The following is a 22,220-nucleotide window of genomic DNA, read 5'->3' as shown; positions in this document are numbered from 1 at the left end:
CGGGTCATCAGGACTTGCCGAACTCGTTCTTGATGATGTTGAAGAGCTCGTCCGCGGTGGACGCCTCCAGGTCGTGATCCAGCTCGGTGCCCGAGGTGCTCGAGGTGCCCGAGGTGCCCCACCGGGCCAGGAGCGCCCGCAGCCCATCGGTGATCGCCGCCCGCTCGGCCTCGCTCGGGGTCAGCGCGGACGAGGCCGCCCGCCATCTGCCGAGGTCGTCCAGCAGGCCTGCCGGCGTGGGCGTGTCGTCCGGCACCAGCTCGGCGAGCAGGTGGCCGGTGAGGGCGGTCACGCTCGGGTAGTCGAAGACGAGGGTCGCCGGCAGCCGCAGCCCGGTCTGGCCGGTGAGCCGGTTGCGCAGCTCGACCGCGGTGAGCGAGTCGAAGCCCAGCTGCTCGAAGGTGCGGCCGTCGCCCACGGCCGAGACCGACGCGTGCCCCAGCACGGTGGCGACCTGGCGGCGGATCAGCTCCAGCACGGCCGTCTCCCGCTCGGCCGGGGACAGCCTGGCCAGCCGCGTGCCCAGCGGCTCGGCACCGGTCTCCGGCCGCGCCGGGACGTCCGCGGCGGCCCCCCGGCGTCGCGAGGGGACGTCGATCGCGCCTCGCAGCAGCGGCCGTACGCCGTCCGGTTCGGTCCCGGTACTCAGCCGTACCGGAACCAGCACGGCGTCGGTCCTCGTCCTGGCGGCGTCGAAGAGGGCGAGCCCTTCGGGCGTGGCCAGCCGGCCGATGCCCAGCCTGGACATCCTCGCCCGGTCGGCGTCAGCCAGGTGCCCGGTCATGCCGGAGTCCTCGGCCCACAGGCCCCACGCGAGCGACGTGGCGGGCAGCCCCCGCGACCTGCGGTGCTGGGCCAGCCCGTCGAGGAAGGCGTTCGCCGCCGCGTAGTTCGCCTGGCCGGGGACGCCGGCCACTCCCGCGATCGAGGAGAAGAGCACGAACATGCCCAGGTCCGCGTCACGGGTCAGCTCGTGCAGGTGCCACGCCGCGTCCGACTTCGGCCGCATCACGGCGTCCAGGCTCTGCCGGGTCAGCGAGGTGACCAGCCCGTCGTCCAGCAGTCCCGCCGCGTGTACGACACCGGTGAGCGGCCGGTCCGCGGGCACCTGCGCGAGCAGGCCCGCCAGGGCGTCGCGGTCGGCGACGTCGCAGGCCGCCACCGTCACGTCGGCGCCCAGCCCGGTGAGCTCCTCCACCAGCTCGCCGGCGCCGGGTGCCCCGGCCCCCCTGCGGCTGGTGAGCAGGAGGTTGCGCACGCCGTGCCCGGTCACCAGGTGCCGGGCCGTCAGCGCCCCGAGGGTGCCGGTCCCGCCGGTGATCAGCACCGTGCCCCCGGGGTCGAGCGCCGCCGGCATCAGGAGCACGACCTTGCCGACGTGCCTGGCCTGCGACAGGAAGCGGAACGCCTCGGGCGCCCTGCCCACCTCCCAGGTACGGACCGGCAGCCGCCGCAGCGCCCCCCGCTCGAAGAGCGCGAGCACCTCGGCGAGCATCGCGTGGATCCGCTCGGGGATCGCCTCGTCCCCCTCGGCGGCGGCGAGGCGGGTCAGGTCGAACCACCGGTAGAGCACGTCCGGGTGCGCGGCGGCCACCTCTTCCGGGTCCCTGAGGTCGGTCTTCCCGATCTCGACGAACCGGCCGCCCTTGGGCAGCAGGTCCAGGCTCGCGTCCACGAACTTCCCGGCCAGCGAGTTGAGCACCACGTCGACGCCCCGGCCGCCGGTGACCGCGAGGAACCTGTCGCGGAACTCCAGGGTGCGGGAGGAGGCGATGTGGTCGTCGTCCAGGCCCAGCTCGCGCAGCGTGTCCCACTTGCCGGGGGAGGCCGTGGCGAACACCTCCGCGCCGAGGTGCCTGGCGAGCTGGACCGCCGCCATGCCGACTCCGCCGGCCCCCGCGTGCACCAGCACCGCCTCGCCCGCGCGCAGACCGGCCAGGTCGACCAGGCCGTAGTACGCGGTGAGGAACACGGTGGCGATCGACGCCGCGTCGCCGAAGGACCAGCCGTCGGGCATCGGGGCGAGCGAGCGCCTGTCGGTGTCCGCGACCGGGCCGAAGGCCCCGTCGAACAGGCCCAGCACCCGGTCGCCCTCGCGCAGGCCGGTCACGCCGGGGCCCACCTCGACGACCACGCCCGCGGCCTCGATCCCCATCAGGACGTCCGGCTCGGGATACATGCCAAGGGAGACGAGCACGTCCCTGAAGTTGAGGCCCGCCGCCCGTACGGCGACCCGGACCCGGCCGGGGCCCGGCGGGCCGGACGCGGCGGGGCACTCGACGAGGGCCAGGTTCTCCAGCGTCCCGCCGGGCGTGCGGTCCAGCCGCCAGCGGACGGCGTCCGAAGGCGGGGTCAGAACACCAGTGGAGGAGGCTCGTGCCAGCCTCGGCGTGAGGACCCGTCCCGCCCGGATCGCCAGCTGGGTGTCCGCCCCGCTCTCCAGGTATCCGGCCAGCTCGGCCGTCTCCATCGGGGGCGCGTCCGCGTCGAGGTCCACGAGCGCGATCAGGCCCGGCTGCTCGGCCTGCGCCGCGCGGACCATGCCCCAGATCGCGGCTCCGGCCAGGTCGGGCACGTCCCCGTCGCCGTCGACGGTCACCGCGCCCCTCGTCGTCACGATCAGCCGCGCGCCGGGAGACCTGTTCTCGGCCAGCCAGGCGCGGATCCCGGCCAGCACCCGCCACGCCTCGGCCCGCACCTCGTCGGGCCCGGTGGCCGCCGTTCCCGCGGGCAGCACCGTGACCTCCGCGGCGCCGTCCGGCACGAGGCTCCCGGCGGCCGTCGGCACCTCGGCCCACTCCAGGCCGAACAGCGAGTCCGGCTCCGTCCGTACGGAGGTCACCAGCTGGTCCGGCGAGACGGGCCGGAAGACGAGGGAGCGGGCGGAGACCACCGGCTCGCCCTCGGCGTCCACAGCCGTGATCGACACCGCGTCCGTTCCCGCCGGAGCCACCCGTACCCGCATGCTCGACGCACCCGCGGCGTGGAGTTCCAGCCCGCTCCAGGAGAACGGCAGGCGCAGATCGGCGTCGCCCCCGGCACCCCCGCGCAGCAGCGCCGCGTGCAGGGCGGCGTCCAGCAGGGCCGGGTGCAGCAGGAACAGCGCCGCGTCACCGCGCGCCTCCTCGGGAAGGGCCAGCTCGGCGAACACCTCCTCGCCACGCCGCCACAGCGCCCGCAACCCGCGGAACACCGGGCCGTAGTGGTAGCCGCGCTCCGCCAGCCGGAGGTAGCCCTCCTCGACGTCCACGGCCACCGCGCCGTCCGGCGGCCAGGTACCGCCCTCGGCCACGGGCCGGACCGGACCGTCCGCCGGGTGGGGCGATTCGGTCAGGGTCCCGGTCGCGTGCAGCGTCCACGCGGCTCCCGGGTCGCCCTGCGGCGCGGAGTGCACCGAGACGGCCCGCGTGCCGGGCTCGGCCGGGGCCTCGACCCTGACCTGTACCCGCGCCCCGCCGCGCTCGGGCAGCACCAGCGGCGTCCGCAGGGTGAGCTCCTCGATGACGTCGTGCCCCACCTCGTCGCCCGCCCTGACGACCATGTCCACCAGCGCGGTTCCCGGCAGCACGGGAGCGTGCGCGACCGCGTGGTCCGCCAGCCACGGGTGGGTCTCCAGGGACACCGTCCCGGTCAGCACCGTCTCGACCGTCCCGGTACCCGCGAGGGAGAGCACCGCCCCCAGCAGCGGGTGGCCGGTGGCGGTGAACCCCAGCCCCGAGACGTCACCGGCGGCGGCGGAAGGGGCCAGCCAGTACGGCCGGCGCTGGAACGGATAGGTCGGCAGATCCACCCGGCGAGCCGGGGCACCGGCGAAGACCGGCTCCCAGTTCACCGGCACACCCCGCACCCAGGTCCGGGCCAGGGAGGTGAGGAAGCGTCTGGGCCCCTCCTCGTTCCTGCGCAGGGACCCCACCACGAGGGCGTCGTCCCCGACCGTGTCCTCCACCCCGGCGGTCAGCACCGGATGCGGGCTCACCTCGACGAAGACGCCGTGGCCCTCGTCGGCCAGGCGCCGCACGGCCTGTTCGAACCGGACGGTCTCCCGCAGGTTCCTGAACCAGTACCCGGCGTCCAGCGTGCTCGTGTCCACCCAGTCGCCGGTGACGGTGGAGCAGAACCCGACCGTGCCCGCCCGGGGGGTGACCGGCCGGAGCGCCGCGAGCAGCTCCTCGGCGATCAGCTCGACCTGCGGGGAGTGGGAGGCGTAGTCGACCGCGATCCGCCGGGCCCTGACACCCTCCGACTCGCAGGCGGCGGCCAGCTCGTCCAGGGCCTCCGGCTCACCCGCGACCACCACGGCCGACGGCCCGTTCACCACCGCCAGGGAGAGCCGCCCCGCCCATCGTGCGATCCGCGCGGACGCGTCCGACGACGACAGCGCGACCGAGAGCAGCCCACCGGCTCCCGACAGCCGTTCCGCGACGATCCTGCTGCGCAGGACGACGATGCGCGTGGCGTCCTCCAGGGACAGGGCGCCGGCCACGTACGCGGCGGCGATCTCCCCCTGGGAGTGCCCGACCACCGCGTCGGGCTCGACACCGTACGAGCGCCACAGCCCGGCCAGCCCGACCATCACCGCGAACAGCGCGGGCTGGACGACGTCGACCCGCTCCAGCGAGGGCGCGCCCGGGGCGCCACGCAGCACGTCGGTCAGCTTCCAGTCCACGAACGCCGACAGCGCGCCCTCGCAGTCGGCGATCACCTTGGCGAACGCCGGGGACCATTCGAGCAGGTCCTCGGCCATGCCGAGCCACTGCGACCCCTGGCCGGGGAAGATGAAGACCGTACGGCCGGGGTCCGTGGCGACGCCCTCCACCACCTCGGGGACCTGCTCCCCCTCCGCCGTCGCGGCGAGCGCCCGTCCGAGCTCGTGCCGGTCGGCGACCACCGCGACCGCGCGGTGGTCGAAGGCCGAGCGCAGGCGCAGCAGCGACGCGGCGACGTCCGCCGGCTCGACGCCGTTCGCGATGTTCCCGCCGTTCTCTGCGTTCTCCATGTCGAGGAGCGTTGCGAGCCTGCCCGCGGCGGCCCGCAGTGCCTCCTCCGACCTGCCGGACAGCACCACCGGCACCACCGGCGGGACGGAGCCCTCGGCCGCCGCGTCCCCGGCCTCGGGCGCCTCCTCCAGGATCACGTGCACGTTGGAGCCGCTGATCCCGAACGAGGAGACCCCGGCCCGGCGCGAGTGCCCGCCGCGCTCCCACGGCACCGCCTCCGTCAGCAGCCGCACCGCGCCCGCCGACCAGTCCACGTGAGGAGAGGGCTCGTCCACGTGCAGCGTCTTCGGCAACGTCGCGTGCCGCAGCGCCTGCACCATCTTGATCACGCCGCCGATGCCCGCCGCCGCCTGGGCGTGCCCGATGTTCGACTTCAGCGATCCCAGCCACAGCGGTTCCGGCCGCGTCCGGCCGTACGTCGCCAGGAGGGCGTGCGCCTCGATCGGGTCACCGAGCGCGGTACCCGTACCGTGTCCCTCGACCACGTCCACCTCGTGCGCGGCCACCCCGGCGTCCGCGAGCGCCTGCCTGATCACCCGCTGCTGGGCCGAGCCGTTCGGCGCGGTCAGCCCGTTCGACGCGCCGTCGGAGTTCGTCGCCGTACCGCGTACCAGGGCCAGCACCGGGTGGCCGTTGCGCCGCGCGTCCGACAGCCGTTCGAGCAGCACCATTCCCGCGCCCTCGGCCCAGGCCGTTCCGTTCGCGCCCGCGGCGTACGCCCGGCACCGCCCGTCCGCGGCCAGCCCGCGCTGCCGGGAGAACTCCACGAACATGCCCGGCGTGGCCATCACCGCCACCCCGCCCGCCAGGGCGGCCTCACACTCGCCGCGCCGCAGGGCCTGCACCGCCAGGTGCAGGGCCAGCAGGGACGAGGAGCAGGCGGTGTCGACGGTCATCGCGGGCCCTTCGAGCCCGAGGGTGTAGGCGATCCGGCCGGACGCGACACTGGGGCTGCCACCCGTGAGCAGGTATCCGTCAAGCCCTTCCTCCGGCGCGTGCAGCGGCGGGCCGTAGCTCTGCGCCATCGCCCCGACGAACACCCCAGTACGGGTGCCGCGCAGCGACCCGGGCACGACGCCCGCCCGTTCGAGGGCCTCCCAGGACGTCTCCAGCAGGAGCCGCTGCTGCGGGTCCATCGCCGTCGCCTCACGCGGTGAGATGCCGAAGAAGGCCGGGTCGAAGCCGGAGACGTCGTCGAGGAACCCGCCGGCACGGGTGTAGCTGGTGCCGAGCCGGTCGGCGTCGGGGGCGTAGAGCCCGTCCAGGTCCCAGCCCCGGTCGGTGGGGAACTCGGAGATGGCGTCACGCTCGTCGGCGACGAGCCGCCACAGGTCCTCGGGGGAGGCGACGCCACCGGGGAACCGGCACCCGATGCCGACGATGGCGATCGGCTCGTCACTCCCGGCGGAGACCGTCGGCTCCCCGGTGCCCTCGAGCGTGTCGGCGGCCCGGCTCGACAGGTGCTCGGCGAGCGCGAGGCACGTCGGATGGTCGAACAGGAGCGTGGTCGGCAGCGAGAGCCCGGTCGCGGCCACGAGCTGGTTACGGAGCTCCACCGTCAGGTGCGAGTCGAAGCCCAGTTCCTTGAACGTACGGCCGGTGTCCACGAGCTCCGGCCGGGGATGGCCGAGTACGGTCGCCGCGTGCGCGCGAACCAGCTCCAGGGTGGGGCGGCGCCGGTCGACCGGGGACGAAGGCTCCTCGGCCGCCACCGGGACCTCGGTGTTCGTGTTCGTGTTCGCACCGGTGTCGCTGTTCGTGGCGGCATCGAGCCAGTAGCGCTCGCGCTGGAAGGCGTAGGTGGGCAGGTCGACCCGCCGAGCACCGGACCCGGCGAACATCGCCGGCCAGTCGACCGCCACACCCCGGGTCCACAACCGGCCCACGGCCCGCGTCAACGCCTCGGGGTCGGGCTGGTCCTTCCGCACCAGGGAGACGAACAGGGCGGCGTCCTGGGCCTCCATCGCCGACAGCGCCGCACTCGGCCCGGCCTCGATGAACGTGGTGACGCCCTCGGCCTCCAGGGTGCGCACCGCGTCGCCGAACCGGACCGGCTCACGGACCTGCCGCACCCAGTACTCCGGCGACGCGATCTCCCCGGGGTCGGCGAGGTGACCGGTCAGCGTCGATACCAAGGGGATCCGGGGGCGGTTCCACACCACCGACTCCAACACCGTGCGGAACTCCGCCAGCATCGGATCCATCCGCGCCGAATGGAAAGCATGCGAGACCCGCAACCGCTTGACCCGGTACTTCCCGTCCAGCTGGTTCAGGAGCGCTTCGACCGCGTCCTCATCACCGGAGACCACCACCGAGACCGGGCCGTTGACCGCCGCCAGGCCGACCCGCTCGTTCAGATACGGAGCGATGTCCGACTCCGAGGTGGCTATCGCGGCCATCGCCCCGCCTGAGGCCAGGCTTTGCATCAACCGGCCGCGTGCCTCCACCACCCGGCAGGCGTCTTCCAGCGACCACACTCCTGCTACATGAGCAGCGGCGATCTCTCCTACGGAGTGACCTCCGACGAAGTCCGGGGTCACTCCCCAGGATTCCAACAACCGGAAGAGGGCGACCTCGAACGCGAACAGACCCTGCTGGGTGTACATGGTCTGGTCGATCAGGTCCGAACCGCCGAACAGCACCTCCTTGACCGAAGAGGCGCAGGCCGCGTCGAAGGCCTCCGCGAACACCGGGAACGCCGCATACAACCCCGACCCCATCCCGGCCCGCTGCGCCCCCTGCCCCGAGAACACCACCGCACAACGACCGGTGGACGAGGCGACATCCCTCGACACCTCCGGGCTGACGCCGTCCCGGGCCAGTTCGGTCAGCGCGGCCAGCAGTTCCTCGCGGTCGCCTCCGGTCACCACGGCCCGATGCGTGAGGCTTGCTCTCGTGGTCGTCAGGGACAGACCGATGTCGAGCGGATCGAGTCCGGGCCGCTCCCCCACGAAGGACAGCAGCCTCTCCGCCTGCTCCCGCAGCGCGGCCCGCCCGTTTCCGGACACCACCCAGGGCACCAGGCCCATCCCGTGCCGGACCGGCTCCTCGCCGCTCGCGGGCGGCGGACCGGAGAGCACGACGTGGCAGTTGGTGCCGCCCATGCCGAAGGAGCTCACCCCGGCGAGCACCGGCAGGTCTGGGCGTGGCCACGGTCCCGTCTCCGACTGGACCCGGAGGTTCAGGCTCTCCAGCGGGATCGCCGGGTTGGGCGTCTCGTAGTTGCGGCTGGCGGGCAGCTCACCGTGCCCGATGCTCAACGCCACCTTGAGCAGCCCGACGATTCCCGCGGCGCCCTCGAGGTGCCCGACGTTGGTCTTCGCCGAACCGACCGCGAGGGGGTGTCCTGGGGCGCGTGCCGCGCCGAGAACGGCGCCGAGGGCGGCCGCCTCGACGGGGTCGCCCACCCTGGTACCGGTGCCGTGGAGCTCGACGTACTGGATCTCGCCCGGCTCCACCCCCGCCCGTTCGCAGGCGAGCCGGATCACTTCCTCCTGCGCCCCGCCCCGGGGCACCGTCAGGCCCGCGCCACCGCCGTCGTTGTTGACCGCGCTGCCCCGGATCACGCACCTGATCTCGTCGCCGTCGGCGACGGCGTCCGCGAGTCTCTTCAGCAGGACCAGGCCGCCGCCCTCGCCGCGGACGTATCCGTTCGCCCTGGCGTCGAACACGAAGCACCGGCCGTCCGGTGAGAGCGCGCCGAACTTGGCGGCGCTCACGGTGCTCTCGGGCGCCAGGTTGAGGCTGACGCCGCCGGCCAGCGCGAGCGTGGACTCGCCCCGCAGGAGACTCTCGCAGGCCAGATGCACCGCGACCAGGGACGACGACTGCCCGGTGTCCATGGTCATGCTGGGACCCGCGAGCCCGAACGCGTAGGAGATCCGGTTGGCGATGATGCCGCGGTGCAGGCCCGTCAGCGTGTGCTGGGTGATGGCCGGCAGCCCTCGCCGGTGCAGCAGCGTCGCGTAGTCGTCCGCGACGGCACCGACGAAGACGCCCGTGCGGCTCCCGGACAGGGTGTCGGGAGCCAGCCCCGCGTCCTCCAGGACCTCCCAGCTCAGCTCCAGCATCAGTCTCTGCTGGGGGTCCATGGCGACGGCCTCGCGCGGCGAGATGCCGAAGAGCCCGGCGTCGAAGGCGGCGACATCGTCGAGGAAGCCGCCCCAGCGGGTGTTGGCCTTGCCGGCGACGGTCACGTCACGGTCGTAGAGGGCGTCGGCGTCCCAGCGGCCGGCGGGAACCTCGGTGATCGCGTCCTCACCGGATCGGAGCAGCCGCCAGAACGCGGCCGGCCCGTCGGCGTGCGGCAGCCGCGCGGACAATCCGATTATCGCGATGAGATCATTACGTTCCGAATATGTTCCAGGAGTATTTTTCTCGCCGCTGCCAGCCATCGCTAGTCGCGAACCTCCACGCTTCGACGTCATTTGGGCGACGCCTGAATGAAATAAACAACAAAAGAAAAAGGGGGACCGGCCTGTTTTTCTGGTGACGGCTTTTCCCGGCTGCGGTTCAGGCCGGTGCGGGCTGCGGTGAAATCGGCTCGTCCCACGGGATTCGGTGGTCGTAGACCCAGCTGAGCGCGGCCGCCTCGTTGAGCGCGATCCGTTTGAAGAACAGCGGCATGACCAGGTCCCGCGCGCGCCTGCGCGCCTGGCTGCCGACGATCAGCAGGTCACCCGCCCTCCTGCCGAAGGAGACCACCTTCTCGACCCTCGGGCGCCGGATCCGCTCGAACGTGGCCATCGCCTCGGGGATGTCGGGGATGTCCCGCAGGCACTTGCCGAGCACGACGGAGTCCTCGATCGCCATTGACGCCCCCTGCCCCGCGGTCGGGGAGACGGCGTGCACGGAGTCGCCGATGAGGAGCATCCGGCCGTTGCTCCACCGGGGGACGGTGGGAAGGTCGTTGATCGGCCACGGCGCCCAGATCTCCGGGGTGGCCTTGATGATGTCCACGGCCGGGCTGTTGTCCTTGGCGAACAGCTCGCAGAGGTGGGCCCGCCAGTCCTCCCGGGTGATCGAGGCGAGTTCCTCCCTGCTCGGCTCGTTGGGCCAGGACGGGGCCGCGTACCACCAGATCTCCCCGTTGGGGTGGTGGATGTAGCAGAAGAAACAGCGTTTGCCCAGGTACATGAACTCGGTTCCCGGCTCGCCCGGCACGGAGATGTCGCGCGCGTAGCCGCCGGTGTTGATGAGCTTGCCGTAGCGCGGCTTCGGCGCGTCCGGATCGATGATGGTCCGTACGGTCGAGTGCAGGCCGTCGGCGCCGATGAGCAGGTCTCCGTGCACCTCCGTGCCGTTCTCGAACCGGGCGACGACGCCGTCCGCGGTGTTCTCCGCCCCGATGAACCGCATCCCGAACTCGAAGTGGATGTCCCTGCGCAGCGCCTCGTCCCGCAGCGCCCCGTACAGGTCGCCGCGCTTGACCGCCCGGCTCACCGTCCCGTCGTCCAGCTTCTTGCCGTTCGCGACCTTGGACAGGCGCCTGCCGCTGCCCATGAAGTAGCGGTTGTAGGGGATGTCGAATCCCGCGTCCAGGGCGGTGGTGATGCCGAGTTCGAGCAGCGCGCTGCGCCCGTTGACCGCCAGCACCAGGTTGGCGCCGATCCCCTCGGCGCTCTTGTCGTAGGCCTCGAAGACCCGCGGTTCGATGCCGGCCTTCTGCAGCGCCATGGCGGCCACCGGTCCGGCCACGCCGCCCCCGATGATCAACGCAGTGGTCATGCTCTCTCCTGTCGAAGGATGTTTACTTACGAGCAGACAAGAAGCCCCGGCTTGCCGGAATGGCAAGCACAGCCTATGCATGAAAGGGCAGAGAAACCCATGACACGTACGGAAGTACCGGGGGCTTAGGGGGCACGTAGGGGTAGGGGAAGAAATTCACCGGGGCGTAGCGTCATGAGCGTGACGACGATATTTCACCTCGCCAATGGGACACGCCGCTCGGCGGTCCGGACAGCAAGGGAAACAATGAATCCTCGAAAGACCTTGGACAGCGGCCAGGCGGCCGGAAAAATTGACCGGTGTCGAATGGTGGAGCTTCCCGAGCATTCCGATCCTCGGGGCCTTCTCACCGTGGTGGAAGGCGGGAAAGACATTGATTTCGACATCAAGAGGGCCTACTTCATCCACCATGTCCCCGAGGAGGTGACCCGGGGCGCGCACGGTCATCGGCGGCTGCGCCAGTTGATCATCGCCATGCACGGCAGCTTCGAGGTCATCGTCGACGACGGCTTCGAAAAGGAGCGGTTCGTGCTGGACAATCCCAGCCGGGGGCTCTACGTCGTCCCGATGATCTGGCGCGACATGGTGAACTTCACGCCGGACGCGGTGGGGCTGTGGCTGGTGTCGGAGCCCTACGACGAGTCGGAGTACTACCGGGACTACGCGGAGTTCCTGCGCGACGCGAGGGCCTCCCGGTGAAGGCGCCCTTTCTCGACCTGAAGGCGCCCTACACCGAGTTGCGCGCCGAGCTCGACGACGCCGTCCAGCGCGTGCTCTCCTCGGGCTGGTACCTGCTCGGCCCCGAGCTCGAGGCCTTCGAGGAGGAGTTCGCGGCCTACTGCCGCAACAGTCACTGCGTGGCCATGGGCAGCGGTGGCGACGCGCTGGAACTCGTGTTGCGGGCGCTGGGCGTCGGCCCGGGAGACGAGGTGATCGTCCCCTCCCACACGTTCATCGCGTCCTGGCTGTCGATCTCGGCCATCGGGGCGCGGCCGGTCCCCGTGGAGCCGGACGAGCGCACCTACACGATCGACCCGGCCCTGATCGAGGCGGCGATCACCCCGTCCACCAGGGCGATCGTGCCCGTGCACCTCTACGGCCATCCCGCCGACCTGGTGCCGATCGCCGAGATCGCCGACCGCCACGGCCTGGCCGTGGTGGAGGACGCGGCCCAGGCGCACGGGGCCCGTTACCGGGACCGCCTGGTCGGCGAGGGCTCACTGGCCGCCGTCTTCTCCTTCTACCCGGGCAAGAACCTCGGCGCGCTGGGAGACGGGGGCGCGGTCGTCACGGACAACGCCGATCTGGTCGCCCGGCTGCGGCTGCTGCGCAACTACGGTTCCCGGATCAAGTACCAGCACGAGATCCAGGCGGGCAACTCCCGTCTGGACGAGCTGCAGGCGGCCATGCTCCGCGTCAAGCTGGCCCGGCTGGACGACTGGAACGCCCGCAGGAGGTCGGTCGCCGAGCGCTATCTCAAGGAGCTGTCCGACCTCGACGACCTGGTGCTGCCCGAGGTGGCCTCGTGGGCGGACCCGGCCTGGCACCTGTTCGTGGTGCGCTCGGCGACCCGGGAGCAGTTGCGGGAGCGCCTGGCCCAGGCCGGCGTCGGCACGCTGATCCACTATCCGGTCCCGGTGCACCTCTCCCCCGCCTTCGCCTCCGATCGTCGGCTCGCGGGCTCGCAGCCGCTGGCCGAGCGGATCGCCGACGAGGTGCTGAGCCTGCCGATGGGACCGCACATGTCCGACGAGGCGGTCGACTCGGTGGTGGCCGCCGTACGCGCCGCGGTGTGAGCCCTGGCCGGGCACGGGTTCGTCCCGCGCCCGGCCGGGAAGCGGGGTGACCTCCCGGCTCACCGGGGCCTGGCTCACCGGGGGCCGGCGAGAACACCCCGCCTCCGGCTGGAAACGGGGTGGTCTCGCGGGCGGGACCCGTCTGTGCCCGGCCGGGAGCGGGGTGGACGCGCGGGGCGAGGGACCTGGCCGGAGGCAGGGGGCCACGAGAGACGGGACCCGGCCGGGAGATCAGTCCCTGACCCCGAGGAAGAGGCCCCTGCCGGACGGCCCGCCCTCGATGTAGGTGGGCGCGCAACCGGCCTTCCTGAGGGCGTGCTCGTATTCCTCGCGGGTGAACAGCGTCATGAACAGCGTGTCGGTGAAGTGCCGGATCCCCTCCTCCGCCTCCGCGACGAGGTAGTGCACCTCCATCCGGGTCATCCTGCCCTCCACCCGGGAGTGGGAGACCCTGACGACCGTGCGCCCGTCCTCGCTCGCGCTGTCGCTTGCGACGTAGCCGGAGGCGAAGCGCTCGGGGAACCACCACGGCTCGATGACCAGAACCCCGCCGGGGACCAGGTGGTGGGCCAGCCGGCTCACCGCGACGTCGAGTTCCCCGGCGTCGGCCATGTGCGCGATCGAGCTGAACATGCAGGTGACCGCGTCGAACGTACGGCCGAGATCGAAGTCGCGCATGTCCCCCTTGGTCAGCGGCACGTCCGGCAGCCGCCGCTTGGCCAGGGCGAGCATGTCCTCGGAGAGTTCCACGCCCTCCACGTGCTCGAACAGCTCGGCGAAGTGCGCCAGGTGAGGGCCCGTCCCGCACGCCATGTCGAGCAGCGACCGGGCGTCCGGCCTGGCCTCCCGCACCAGCCGCGCCACGGAGGCGGTCTCCTCCGCGTAGTCCTTGCCGCGGCTGCGGTAGATCATGTCGTAGATCTCGGGGAGTTCACCGTCGTACATGCTGTCGTCCTCTCGAACCGGTCTTGGAAGGTGCGGGCCGGGTCAGCTCTGGCCGCTCTCCGGCTGTGCGAGCCACCACGGGTTGGCCCGCGCCCACGCGATCGTCTCGCCCAGACCGTCGCGGAGTGAGGTGGTGCTTCGCCAGCCGAGGACGGCGGCCGCCTTGCCTGCGTCGGGAACGCGGCGGCGCAGGTCCTGGTAGCTGTTTCCCAGCCGCTCCTCCATGTCCACGGGGATGACGTCCGGCTCCGTGCCGGTGAGCTCGGCGACCAGCTCGATGGCCCGCCGAATCGGGGTCTCGTCCGAACTGCCGATGTTGAAGCACTCGCCGTCGGCCTTGGGGCTGGTGGCCGCCAGGATCGTCGCGGTGATCGCGTCGTCGACGAAGGTGAAGCAGCGGGTCTGCCCGCCCTCGTCGTAGACCACCGGCGCCAGCCCGCGCAACGCCCGGTGGATGCTGCGGCTCACCACGAAGGCGGGGCGCTGCCTCGGACCGTAGACGTTGAAGTAGCGGACGATCGTGGCGCGCAGGCCGTACGCGCGCACGAACCCGAAGGTGAGGTGCTCGGCCAGCGCCTTGCTCGAGGAGTAACTCCAGCGCTCGGTGGCGGTGGAGCCGAGAACCCGGTCGGCGTCCTCGGACCACGGGACGGCGGGGTTCTTGCCGAACACCTCGCTGGTGCTCGCCACCACGACCTTGGCGCCCGTCTCGTTCGCGAGGTCGAGGACGTTCCTGGTACCGAGCAGGTTGATGTCGATGACGTCCAGCGGGCGGTCGAGATAGCGGTCGACGCCGACCACGGCCGCCAGGTGGTAGACCACGTCGACGTCCGGCGTCATCACCTCGGCGACCTGGGCGCGGTCCCGGATGTCACCGGCCACGTATCGCGTGTCGCCCGGCCCCTGGTCGGGCGGCGGCGAGCCGCCGTCGAACACGGTCACCTCGTCGCCCCGCTCCACGAGCCGCGACACCAGATGACTGCCGACGAAACCGCATCCGCCGGTCACCACCACCTTCGCCATCGCTCTACCGCCCGATCCCGCGGTAGGCGAAGCCCACCCGTCTCAGCTCGGCGATCGTCTCCCTGGGGTAGTAGGCCCGGCCGTCGATCAGCACGCAGGAGCCGGACACCATCTCGCGGAGTTCGGTGAAGTCGATGGCCCCGAACTCCCTGTGCCAGGCGAGCACCGCCACGCAGTCGGCGCCGGACACCGCCTCCTCGTACGACTCGGACACCTTCAGCCCGAAGGTCTTCTCCACCTCGTCCGGGTGCACCAGCGGGTCGAAGGCGGTCACCTCGACCCCGGCGTCGCGCAGACCGGACACCACCGGCTGGGTGGGTGTCTCCCGCAGGTCGCCGGTGTCGTTCTTGAAGGCGAGCCCGAGCACCGCCACCTTGGCCCCCTCAGGTCGCTTACCGAGCTTGGCGAGCTCGGCGAGGATCAGCTCCACGGTGTACAGCGGCATGCCGGCGTTGACCTCGCGGGCCGCCGGAATGGTGAGCATGTCGATTCCCCGGCCTTTCGCCGCCTGCCACACCATCCACGGATCCTTGGTCAGGCACGAACCGCCGACCCCGACACTGGGCAGCAGGATGTTGACGTTTCCGTTTCCCTTCGGAATGGTGTTCGCGGCCGAAATCACGTCCAGGACGTCCATATCGAAAGTGGCGCAGAGTTTGGCCAGTTCGTTGGCGAGCGCGATGTTGTGGTCGATCCACCAGTTGTCGGCGAGTTTCACCATCTCCGCGGCCTCCAGCGAGGCGCACGCGATGACCTCGACCCCGATCGCGCGCCGCCAGAAGGCCACGGCCGCCTCGGTGCTCTCCTGGCACCAGCCTCCGACGACTATCGGGAAACTCCGCATCTCCGCCAGTGCCGTGCCCTCCGAGAGACGCTCGGGGCAGAACGCGAGCCCGAAGTCCACCCCGCAGGTGAGGCCGCTCCGCTCAAGGATCGGGACGACCAGTTCCCTGGTCACCCCCGGTGGCACGGTGCTCTTGAAGATAAGGAGCTGGCCTCGCCGGATCCGCTGGCTCAACTCCTCGCAGGCGCCCTTGAGCTGGGCGTCCTTCAACACACCGCGGCCGTGGATGGGGGTGCCGACCGCCACGATGACGACGTCCGCCCCGGTGATCGCGTCGTAGTCGGTGGTCACCCGCAGCTTGCCCGCGTCGAGTCCGCCGGCCATCAGCTCGGGCAGGCCGGTCTCGCTGAACCGGCAGTGCCGGTCGTTCAGCTCCTCGACGAGAGTCGTGTCGGTGTCGACACCGATCACCTCGACCCCCCTGTCGGCGAGGACGGCCGCCACACAGGAACCGACATAACCCAGGCCGAGAACGGCCGCGGTGATGTCTTCGGAATCCGGCAGGAATTGCATGCTCGCTCCATTCGGCAGCAGCCCTGATCGTCCGGGAGGGAATCGCACGGAGATTCAGAACTCGCGCAACATCGGCACACCGGGGGAAGCCGTTCGCCGCGACCGCCCCGACCCAGAACAGCACCGTCACCAGGAGGCATGGAAAAAGCGAAAAGGTCCGCGAAACGTCGAATTCACCGACAGTGCTTGTGTAACGAGACTATGGTCGGCGACTTTGCCGCGACAACCCCTATCGGAGCCCCTAGCTCCCCTGAGCAGGGGGATCCGGCTGCGGCTCGGCGGCGGCGTCATCCGGCGTCTGCGGCCCGGCGGCGGGGAGGCTTCTCAGGACCGCGCGGATGGCCTCGCCCAGATCCCCACCGGACGGGGCGCGGTCGGGGTCGAGGAGCCACTGCAGCGCCAGGCCCGGGAGCAGGGCGAGGACCAGCGAGCCGATGGTGCGGGCGGCCCCCTCGTCGATCCCCGAGGTGGCCTTCATGATCACCGAGGCCATCCCCGCGCGGGTCTCCTCGAAGCTCGTCGCGAGCTGCTCGCGGAGCTCCGGAATGTGCTCGGCCTGGGCGAACGCCTCCACGCTGGAGACCCAGAGCGGGCGATGCGTGGCGAAGGACTGGATGAGGTGCGTCCACGCCTTCTCGAACTGCTCGATCGGATCGGCGTCGGCGTCCCAGGACAGCGAGAGCATGACCGCGTCGAGCTCGTCGCCCCACTCGGCGAACGACTCGATGATGGCGGCGGTCAGCAGGGCTTCCTTGGAACCGAAGTGATAGCCGATGGAGGCGAGGTTGGCGCCGGAGGCGGCGACGATGTCGCGGGCGGTCGTGCGCCCGTATCCGCGCTCATGGAGGCAGCGTTTGGCACCCGCCAGCAGATCATCCCGGTGTCCCACGATCATCATCTTACCTGATCATCGACCTGGCGGACCGCCCCATCATCGTCTATACAAACATATAAGACATATGTACATTGATCGCATGACAGTCCCAGCGAAGGCAGGAAAGCGCGAGTGGGTAGGGCTCGCGGTCCTGGTGCTTCCCACTCTGTTGATCTCCATGGACATGACGGCGCTGTTCTTCGCGCTGCCCAATCTGAGCGCCGACCTGGCTCCGAGCAGCGCCCAGCTGCTGTGGATCATGGACATCTACGCGTTCCTGCTCGCCGGTTCGATGATCACGATGGGCACGCTGGGCGACCGGGTCGGCCGGCGCAAGATGCTCATCATCGGCGGGGCCGTGTTCGGCGTGGTGTCGGTGGCGGCCGCGTTCTCCGACTCGGCGGAGATGCTGATCGCCACGCGCGCGCTGCTGGGCCTGGCCGGAGCCACCCTGGCGCCCTCGACCCTGTCACTGATCCGCAGCATGTTCCTCGACGACCGCCAGCGACGGACCGCGATCGCCATCTGGACCGCCGGGTTCTCCGGCGGCGCGGGGCTGGGCCCGATGCTGGGCGGCGTGCTGCTGGAGCACTTCTGGTGGGGATCGGTGTTCCTGGTCAACGTCCCGGTCATGCTGCTCCTGGTGGTGCTCGCGCCCCTGTTGCTCCCCGAGTTCCGCGACCCCAACCCGGGCAGGTTCGATCTGTTCAGCGCGTTCCTCTCCCTGGCGGCCGTCCTGCCGGTCATCTACGGCGTCAAGATGCTGGCCGAGGACGGCGTGCAGTGGTCGCCCCTGGCCGCGATCGCCTTCGGGGTCGTGATGGGGGTCGTCTTCGTACGACGGCAACGGCAGCTGACCGACCCGCTCATCGACGTGCGGCTGTTCGCCGACCGGGCGTTCAGCACCTCCATCGGGGCCAACGTGCTCAGCATCTTCGGCATCGTCGGCTTCGGCTTCTTCGGCACCCAGTACATGCAGCTCGTCCTGGGGATGCGACCGCTCACCGCGGCGCTGTGGACCCTGCTGATCGCCCCGGCGATGGCGGTCTCCGTCCTGTCGGCCTCCCTGCTGGTGCGATGGTTCCGCCCGGCGTACGTGGTCGCCGGGGCGCTCGCGCTGATGGCTGCGGGCTTCGCCGCGCTCAGCCAGGTCTACATCGGCGATTCGCTGCTGATCGTGGGAGTGGGCTTCATGCTGCTCGCGGGCGGCTCGGGCGCGGTGGGCGCGCTCGCCGTCGACATGATCGTCGCAGCCGCGCCACCGAAACGGGCGGGTGCGGCCTCGGCGCTGTCCGAGACCGGATCGGAGTTCGGCGGCGCCCTCGGGGTCGCGATCCTGGGCAGCGTCGGCGCCACCGCCTACCACGCCCAGATGGACGACGCGATCCCGCCCGGACTCCCACCGGAGGCCGCGGAGGCGGCCAGGGACACCCTCGGCGGCGCCATGGAGGTGTCCAGATTCCTGCCGGATCCGGCCGTGTTCGTCCAGGTCGCGCAGGAGGCCTTCACCGAGGGGATGCGAACGGCGGCGACCGTCGGCGCCGCGATCCTGGCCGTGACCGCGGTCCTGGCCGTGCTGCTGCTGCGGCACCTGCGGTCGGACGTTCAGAAGGACTCGGACGCCCAAAAGAACTCGGACGCCCAGAAGGACGGGTCCGCCGTCACGGCGGACCTGACGAACGAACGATGAACCCCCGTGGGCGAGCCCCGGGGATTCATCGCTCCGGGATCACAGCGTGGCGCGCAACCATCCCTCGATCGCCTGAGCCGTCGTACCCGCGTGCGCCTCCTCCATCATCGTGAAGTGGTCGCCCGGCACCTGCAGCGTGGTGTGAGCGGATTTGAGGTCGGCCCGCCAGCCGTCGGCCCCGGCGGGGACGTCACCGAGAATCGAGTTCTCGGCACGGACGAACAGCACCGGCGCCTCGATCTCCTCCAGCGTCACCTCGCCGATCAGCCGGACATAGCGCCCCATCGACGACAGCCGCGCGCTGTTGAACGGCCCGATCTCGGGCTCTCTCTCCAGTAGCCCGTAGAGCATCTGATCCCAGACCGCCTTGTTGTCCTCGTCGCGTACCAGGTAGGTGTCGAGCATGACGACCGCCTCGGGGCCTCGGCCGAGCCGCTCCAGACGACCGGCCGCGGCGTGCGCGAAGATCCCGCCCGAGGACATCCCGGCGAGCACGAAGGGCCGCTCGCCCGCATCCGCGCGCACACTCTCGGCGAACACCTCAACCGCCGCCTCCACCGACTCGGGCAGGCTCTCGCCCCTGGAGATACCGAGCACCCGAAGCGCCGAGACCTCTCGCTCACCGCGGAAGTACCTGGCGAAACGCGCGTACTGCTGGACACCGCCGAGCGCCATCGGTGAGGGGAAGCAGTACAGGACCGGATGCCGAGGCCCATCGGCGAGCTTCACCGGCGCCGGCACCTGTCCGAGGTCTTTGACGGAGGCGAACGAGGTCCGGGTGGCGGCCACCCCGTCCAGCATGTCGAACCCCCGCTGCATCCGGCCGGAGTAGACCGCCTCCCTAAAGATCTCGCTCAGGGTGTCGGCGGCGGACGCGACGAGGGCCGGGCTCTCCGCTCTCTCCACGGGTCTGTCCACGGGCGGGCTCTCGGCCAGCGCGGCCACGAGGTGGCGGACGAGGTCGTCGGGAGTCGCATGGTCGAACACGACCGTGGCCGGGAGGTCCAGCCCGATGGCCGCGCTCAACGCGCCGCGCAGTTCCATCGCGGTCGCGGAGTCGAAACCGGACTCGAAGAACCCGGCTTCCGGATCTACGCTGTCGGCCGACGGGTGGCCCAGGACGTACGCGGTACGGGTCAGCACCAGTTCCCGCACCCGCTGCCGCCGCTCCTCCGGCGAGAGATCCGGCAGCAACGGCTCCACCTCGGGCACGGCGGCGAGGGCCTGCTCCGCGAGGTCACCCGACGGAACGTTCAGCCAGTAGCGCTGTCGTTGGAAGGGGTAGGTGGGCAGGTCGATTCGTTGGGCGCCGGACCCGGTGAACATCGTCGGCCAGTCGACCGTGACGCCTCGGGTCCATGCCTGGCCCAGTCCGCGGATCGTGGCTTCGACCTCGTCGTGGTCCTTGCGTGCCAGCGGGGTAAACACGGCGGTCTGGGTCTCCATCGCCGACAGGGCCGGGCTCGGCCCGGCCTCGATGAACGTGGTGACGCCCTCGGCCTCCAGGGTCCGCACCGCATCCCCGAACCGGACCGGCTCACGCACCTGCCGCACCCAGTACTCCGGCGACGCGATCTCCCCGGGGTCGGCGAGGTGACCGGTCAGGGTCGATACCAGCGGGATGCGGGGGTGGTTCCACACCACCGATTCCAGGACCGTGCGGAACTCCTGCAGCATCGGGTCCATCCGCGCCGAATGGAAAGCATGCGAGACCCGCAACCGCTTGACCCGGTATGCCCCGTCCAGTTGGTTCAGCAGTGCCTCGACCGCGTCCTCATCACCGGAGACCACCACCGAGGCCGGACCGTTGACCGCCGCCAACCCCACCCGCTCATTCAAATACGGCGCGATGTCCGACTCCGAGGCAGCCACCGCGGCCATCGCCCCGCCAGCGGCCAAGCCCTGCATCAACCGGCCCCGCGCCTCCACCACCCGGCAGGCGTCTTCCAACGACCACACCCCTGCCACATGAGCAGCGGCGATCTCCCCTACGGAGTGACCTCCGACGAAGTCCGGGGTCACCCCCCACGACTCCAACAACCGGAACAGGGCCACCTCGAACGCGAACAACCCCTGCTGGGTGTACATCGTCTGGTCGATCAGCTCCGAACCGCCGAACAGCACCTCCCTCACCGCTACCGGGCAGGCCGCGTCGAACGCCTCCGCGAACACCGGGAACGCCGCATACAACCCCGACCCCATCCCGGCCCGCTGCGCCCCCTGCCCCGAGAACACCACCGCGTGGCGACCACCCGCGACCGACCCACTCACCACCCCCTGACCCACCACCACCGCACGATGATCCAGAACCGTCCGGCTCGTGGCCAGCGAGTACCCGACGTCCAGCGCATCCCCCGCCCACGACACCAACCGCGCGACCTGCGCACCCAACCCCTCAGCGGACTTGGCCGACACCACCCACGGCACCACCGGCAACACCCGCCCCACCACCCGCACGGCAGACTCCTCCACCACCCCCTCCACAATCACATGCGCATTCGTCCCACTGATCCCAAACGACGACACCCCCGCCCGACGCAGCCCCCCACGCTCCGGCCACGGCCGAGACTCCCCCAACAGCTCCACCGCACCCGACGACCAATCCACATGCGACGACGGCTCATCCACATGCAACGACCTCGGCATCACCCCATGCCGCATCGCCATCACCATCTTGATCACACCCGCCACCCCCGCAGCAGCCTGCGTATGACCCAGATTCGACTTCACCGACCCCAACCACAAAGGGGCCGACCTACCCTGCCCATACGTCGCCAACAACGCCTGCGCCTCGATCGGATCACCCAACGTCGTCCCCGTACCGTGCCCCTCCACCACATCCACCTGATCCGCCGACACCCGAGCATTCGCCAACGCCTGACGAATCACCCGCTGCTGCGCCGGACCATTGGGCGCCGTCAACCCATTCGACGCCCCATCCTGATTCACCGCACTACCACGAATCACCGCCAACACCCGATGCCCATTACGACGAGCATCCGACAACCGCTCCAACACCAGCAGTCCCATGCCCTCGGCGAAGCCGGTTCCGTCGGCGGAGGTGGCGAACGCCCTGCACCGGCCGTCGGCCGACAGGCCCCGCTGCCGGGAGAACTCCACGAACGTCCCCGGCGTCGCCATCACCGTCACGCCACCGGCCAGTGCCAGCGAGCACTCCTCACCGCGCAACGACTGAACCGCCAGATGCAGTGCCACCAGGGAGGAGGAGCAGGCCGTGTCCACCGTCACCGCCGGGCCCTCCAGACCGAAGGTGTAGGCCACCCGCCCGGACACGATGCTTCCCGAACCGAAACTGCCGGGATAGTCGTGATACATCGCCCCCGCGAACACGCCGGTCCGGCTTCCGCGCAGCGCGATGGGGTCGAGTCCGGCGCTCTCCAGCGCCTCCCACGCGCCCTCCAGCAGCAACCGCTGCTGCGGATCGGTGCCCAGCGCCTCGCGGGGGGACATCCCGAAGAAGGCCGGATCGAACTCCCCCGCGTCGTGCAGGAACCCACCCTGCCGGGTGTAACTGGTCCCCGGACGGCCCGGCTCGGGGTGGTAGAGCTTCTCGATCTCCCAGTCCCGGTCGCCGGGGAACTCCGTGATCGCGTCGCCGCCGTCGGCCACCAGCCGCCACAGCTCCTCCGGAGAGGTCACCCCGCCCGGGAACCGGCAGGACATACCGATGACCGCGATCGGCTCGCGCGACTGGGCCACGAGTTTCCTGTTCTGCTCGCGCAGCCTTTCGCTCTCCTTGAGAGACGCGCGGAGTGCTTCGACGACCTTCGTGTCAGGACTCGTCATTGCG

Annotated in this window: 10 protein-coding genes; 3 read left to right on the top strand and 7 right to left on the bottom strand. The window is 70.9% G+C overall.

From position 1 onward, the window contains the following. Positions 1-7: 7 nt before the first annotated feature. Both OG587_RS22990 and OG587_RS22985 read right to left on the bottom strand, forming a co-directional pair. Entirely contained in the window at positions 8-9,391 is a 9,384-nt protein-coding gene (locus OG587_RS22990; RefSeq protein ID WP_329093492.1) for an SDR family NAD(P)-dependent oxidoreductase, read from the bottom strand. Positions 9,392-9,509: 118 nt separating this feature from the next. Beyond that, positions 9,510-10,724 (bottom strand): FAD-dependent oxidoreductase, encoded by a 1,215-nt coding sequence (locus OG587_RS22985; RefSeq protein WP_329093491.1) that lies wholly within the window; start codon positions 10,722-10,724, stop codon positions 9,510-9,512. 306 nt (positions 10,725-11,030) lie between these two features. Here OG587_RS22985 and OG587_RS22980 point away from each other — a divergent pair, with 306 nt between their 5' ends. Together OG587_RS22980 and OG587_RS22975 are read left to right on the top strand one after the other, a co-directional pair. Further along, positions 11,031-11,423, top strand: coding sequence for a sugar 3,4-ketoisomerase (locus OG587_RS22980; RefSeq protein ID WP_329093489.1), 393 nt, complete (start codon positions 11,031-11,033; stop codon positions 11,421-11,423). After that, complete coding sequence (locus OG587_RS22975) at positions 11,420-12,520, top strand: DegT/DnrJ/EryC1/StrS family aminotransferase (protein ID WP_329093487.1); 1,101 nt, start codon at positions 11,420-11,422, stop codon at positions 12,518-12,520. Before OG587_RS22980 ends, OG587_RS22975 begins: the two co-directional genes overlap by 4 nt. Positions 12,521-12,751: 231 nt before the next feature. Here the strand turns inward: OG587_RS22975 and OG587_RS22970 are convergent, their stop codons facing one another. The 4 genes from OG587_RS22970 to OG587_RS22955 form a co-directional block, all read right to left on the bottom strand. Then, on the bottom strand, positions 12,752-13,465 hold the full coding sequence (locus tag OG587_RS22970) for a class I SAM-dependent methyltransferase (RefSeq protein ID WP_329093484.1): 714 nt from the start codon (positions 13,463-13,465) through the stop codon (positions 12,752-12,754). A gap of 42 nt (positions 13,466-13,507) precedes the next feature. Beyond that, a complete protein-coding gene (locus OG587_RS22965; RefSeq protein WP_329093482.1) occupies positions 13,508-14,488 on the bottom strand; it encodes an NAD-dependent epimerase/dehydratase family protein in 981 nt (326 codons plus the stop codon). A 4-nt stretch (positions 14,489-14,492) separates the two neighbouring features. Then, positions 14,493-15,845: a nucleotide sugar dehydrogenase gene (locus OG587_RS22960; RefSeq protein WP_329093479.1), complete on the bottom strand. Its 1,353-nt coding sequence runs from the start codon at positions 15,843-15,845 to the stop codon at positions 14,493-14,495. Between the two features lie 241 nt (positions 15,846-16,086). Next, positions 16,087-16,734, bottom strand: a complete 648-nt coding sequence (locus OG587_RS22955; RefSeq protein WP_329093477.1) for a TetR/AcrR family transcriptional regulator — start codon at positions 16,732-16,734, stop codon at positions 16,087-16,089. 70 nt (positions 16,735-16,804) lie between these two features. On the opposite strand from OG587_RS22955, the gene OG587_RS22950 reads away from it, so the two are divergent. After that, positions 16,805-18,409 (top strand): MFS transporter, encoded by a 1,605-nt coding sequence (locus tag OG587_RS22950; RefSeq protein ID WP_443075602.1) that lies wholly within the window; start codon positions 16,805-16,807, stop codon positions 18,407-18,409. Between the two features lie 39 nt (positions 18,410-18,448). Here the strand turns inward: OG587_RS22950 and OG587_RS22945 are convergent, their stop codons facing one another. Further along, positions 18,449-22,216 carry a type I polyketide synthase gene (locus tag OG587_RS22945; protein WP_329093473.1) on the bottom strand — a complete coding sequence of 1,256 codons (3,768 nt, stop codon included), beginning with the start codon at positions 22,214-22,216 and terminating at the stop codon, positions 18,449-18,451. Positions 22,217-22,220 lie beyond the last annotated feature (4 nt).

Source organism: Streptosporangium sp. NBC_01469 (assembly GCF_036227305.1).
GTDB lineage: Bacteria > Actinomycetota > Actinomycetes > Streptosporangiales > Streptosporangiaceae > Streptosporangium.
The sequence above is the reverse complement of the archived record's forward strand: the minus strand, read 5'-3'. Positions and strand labels throughout refer to the sequence as shown.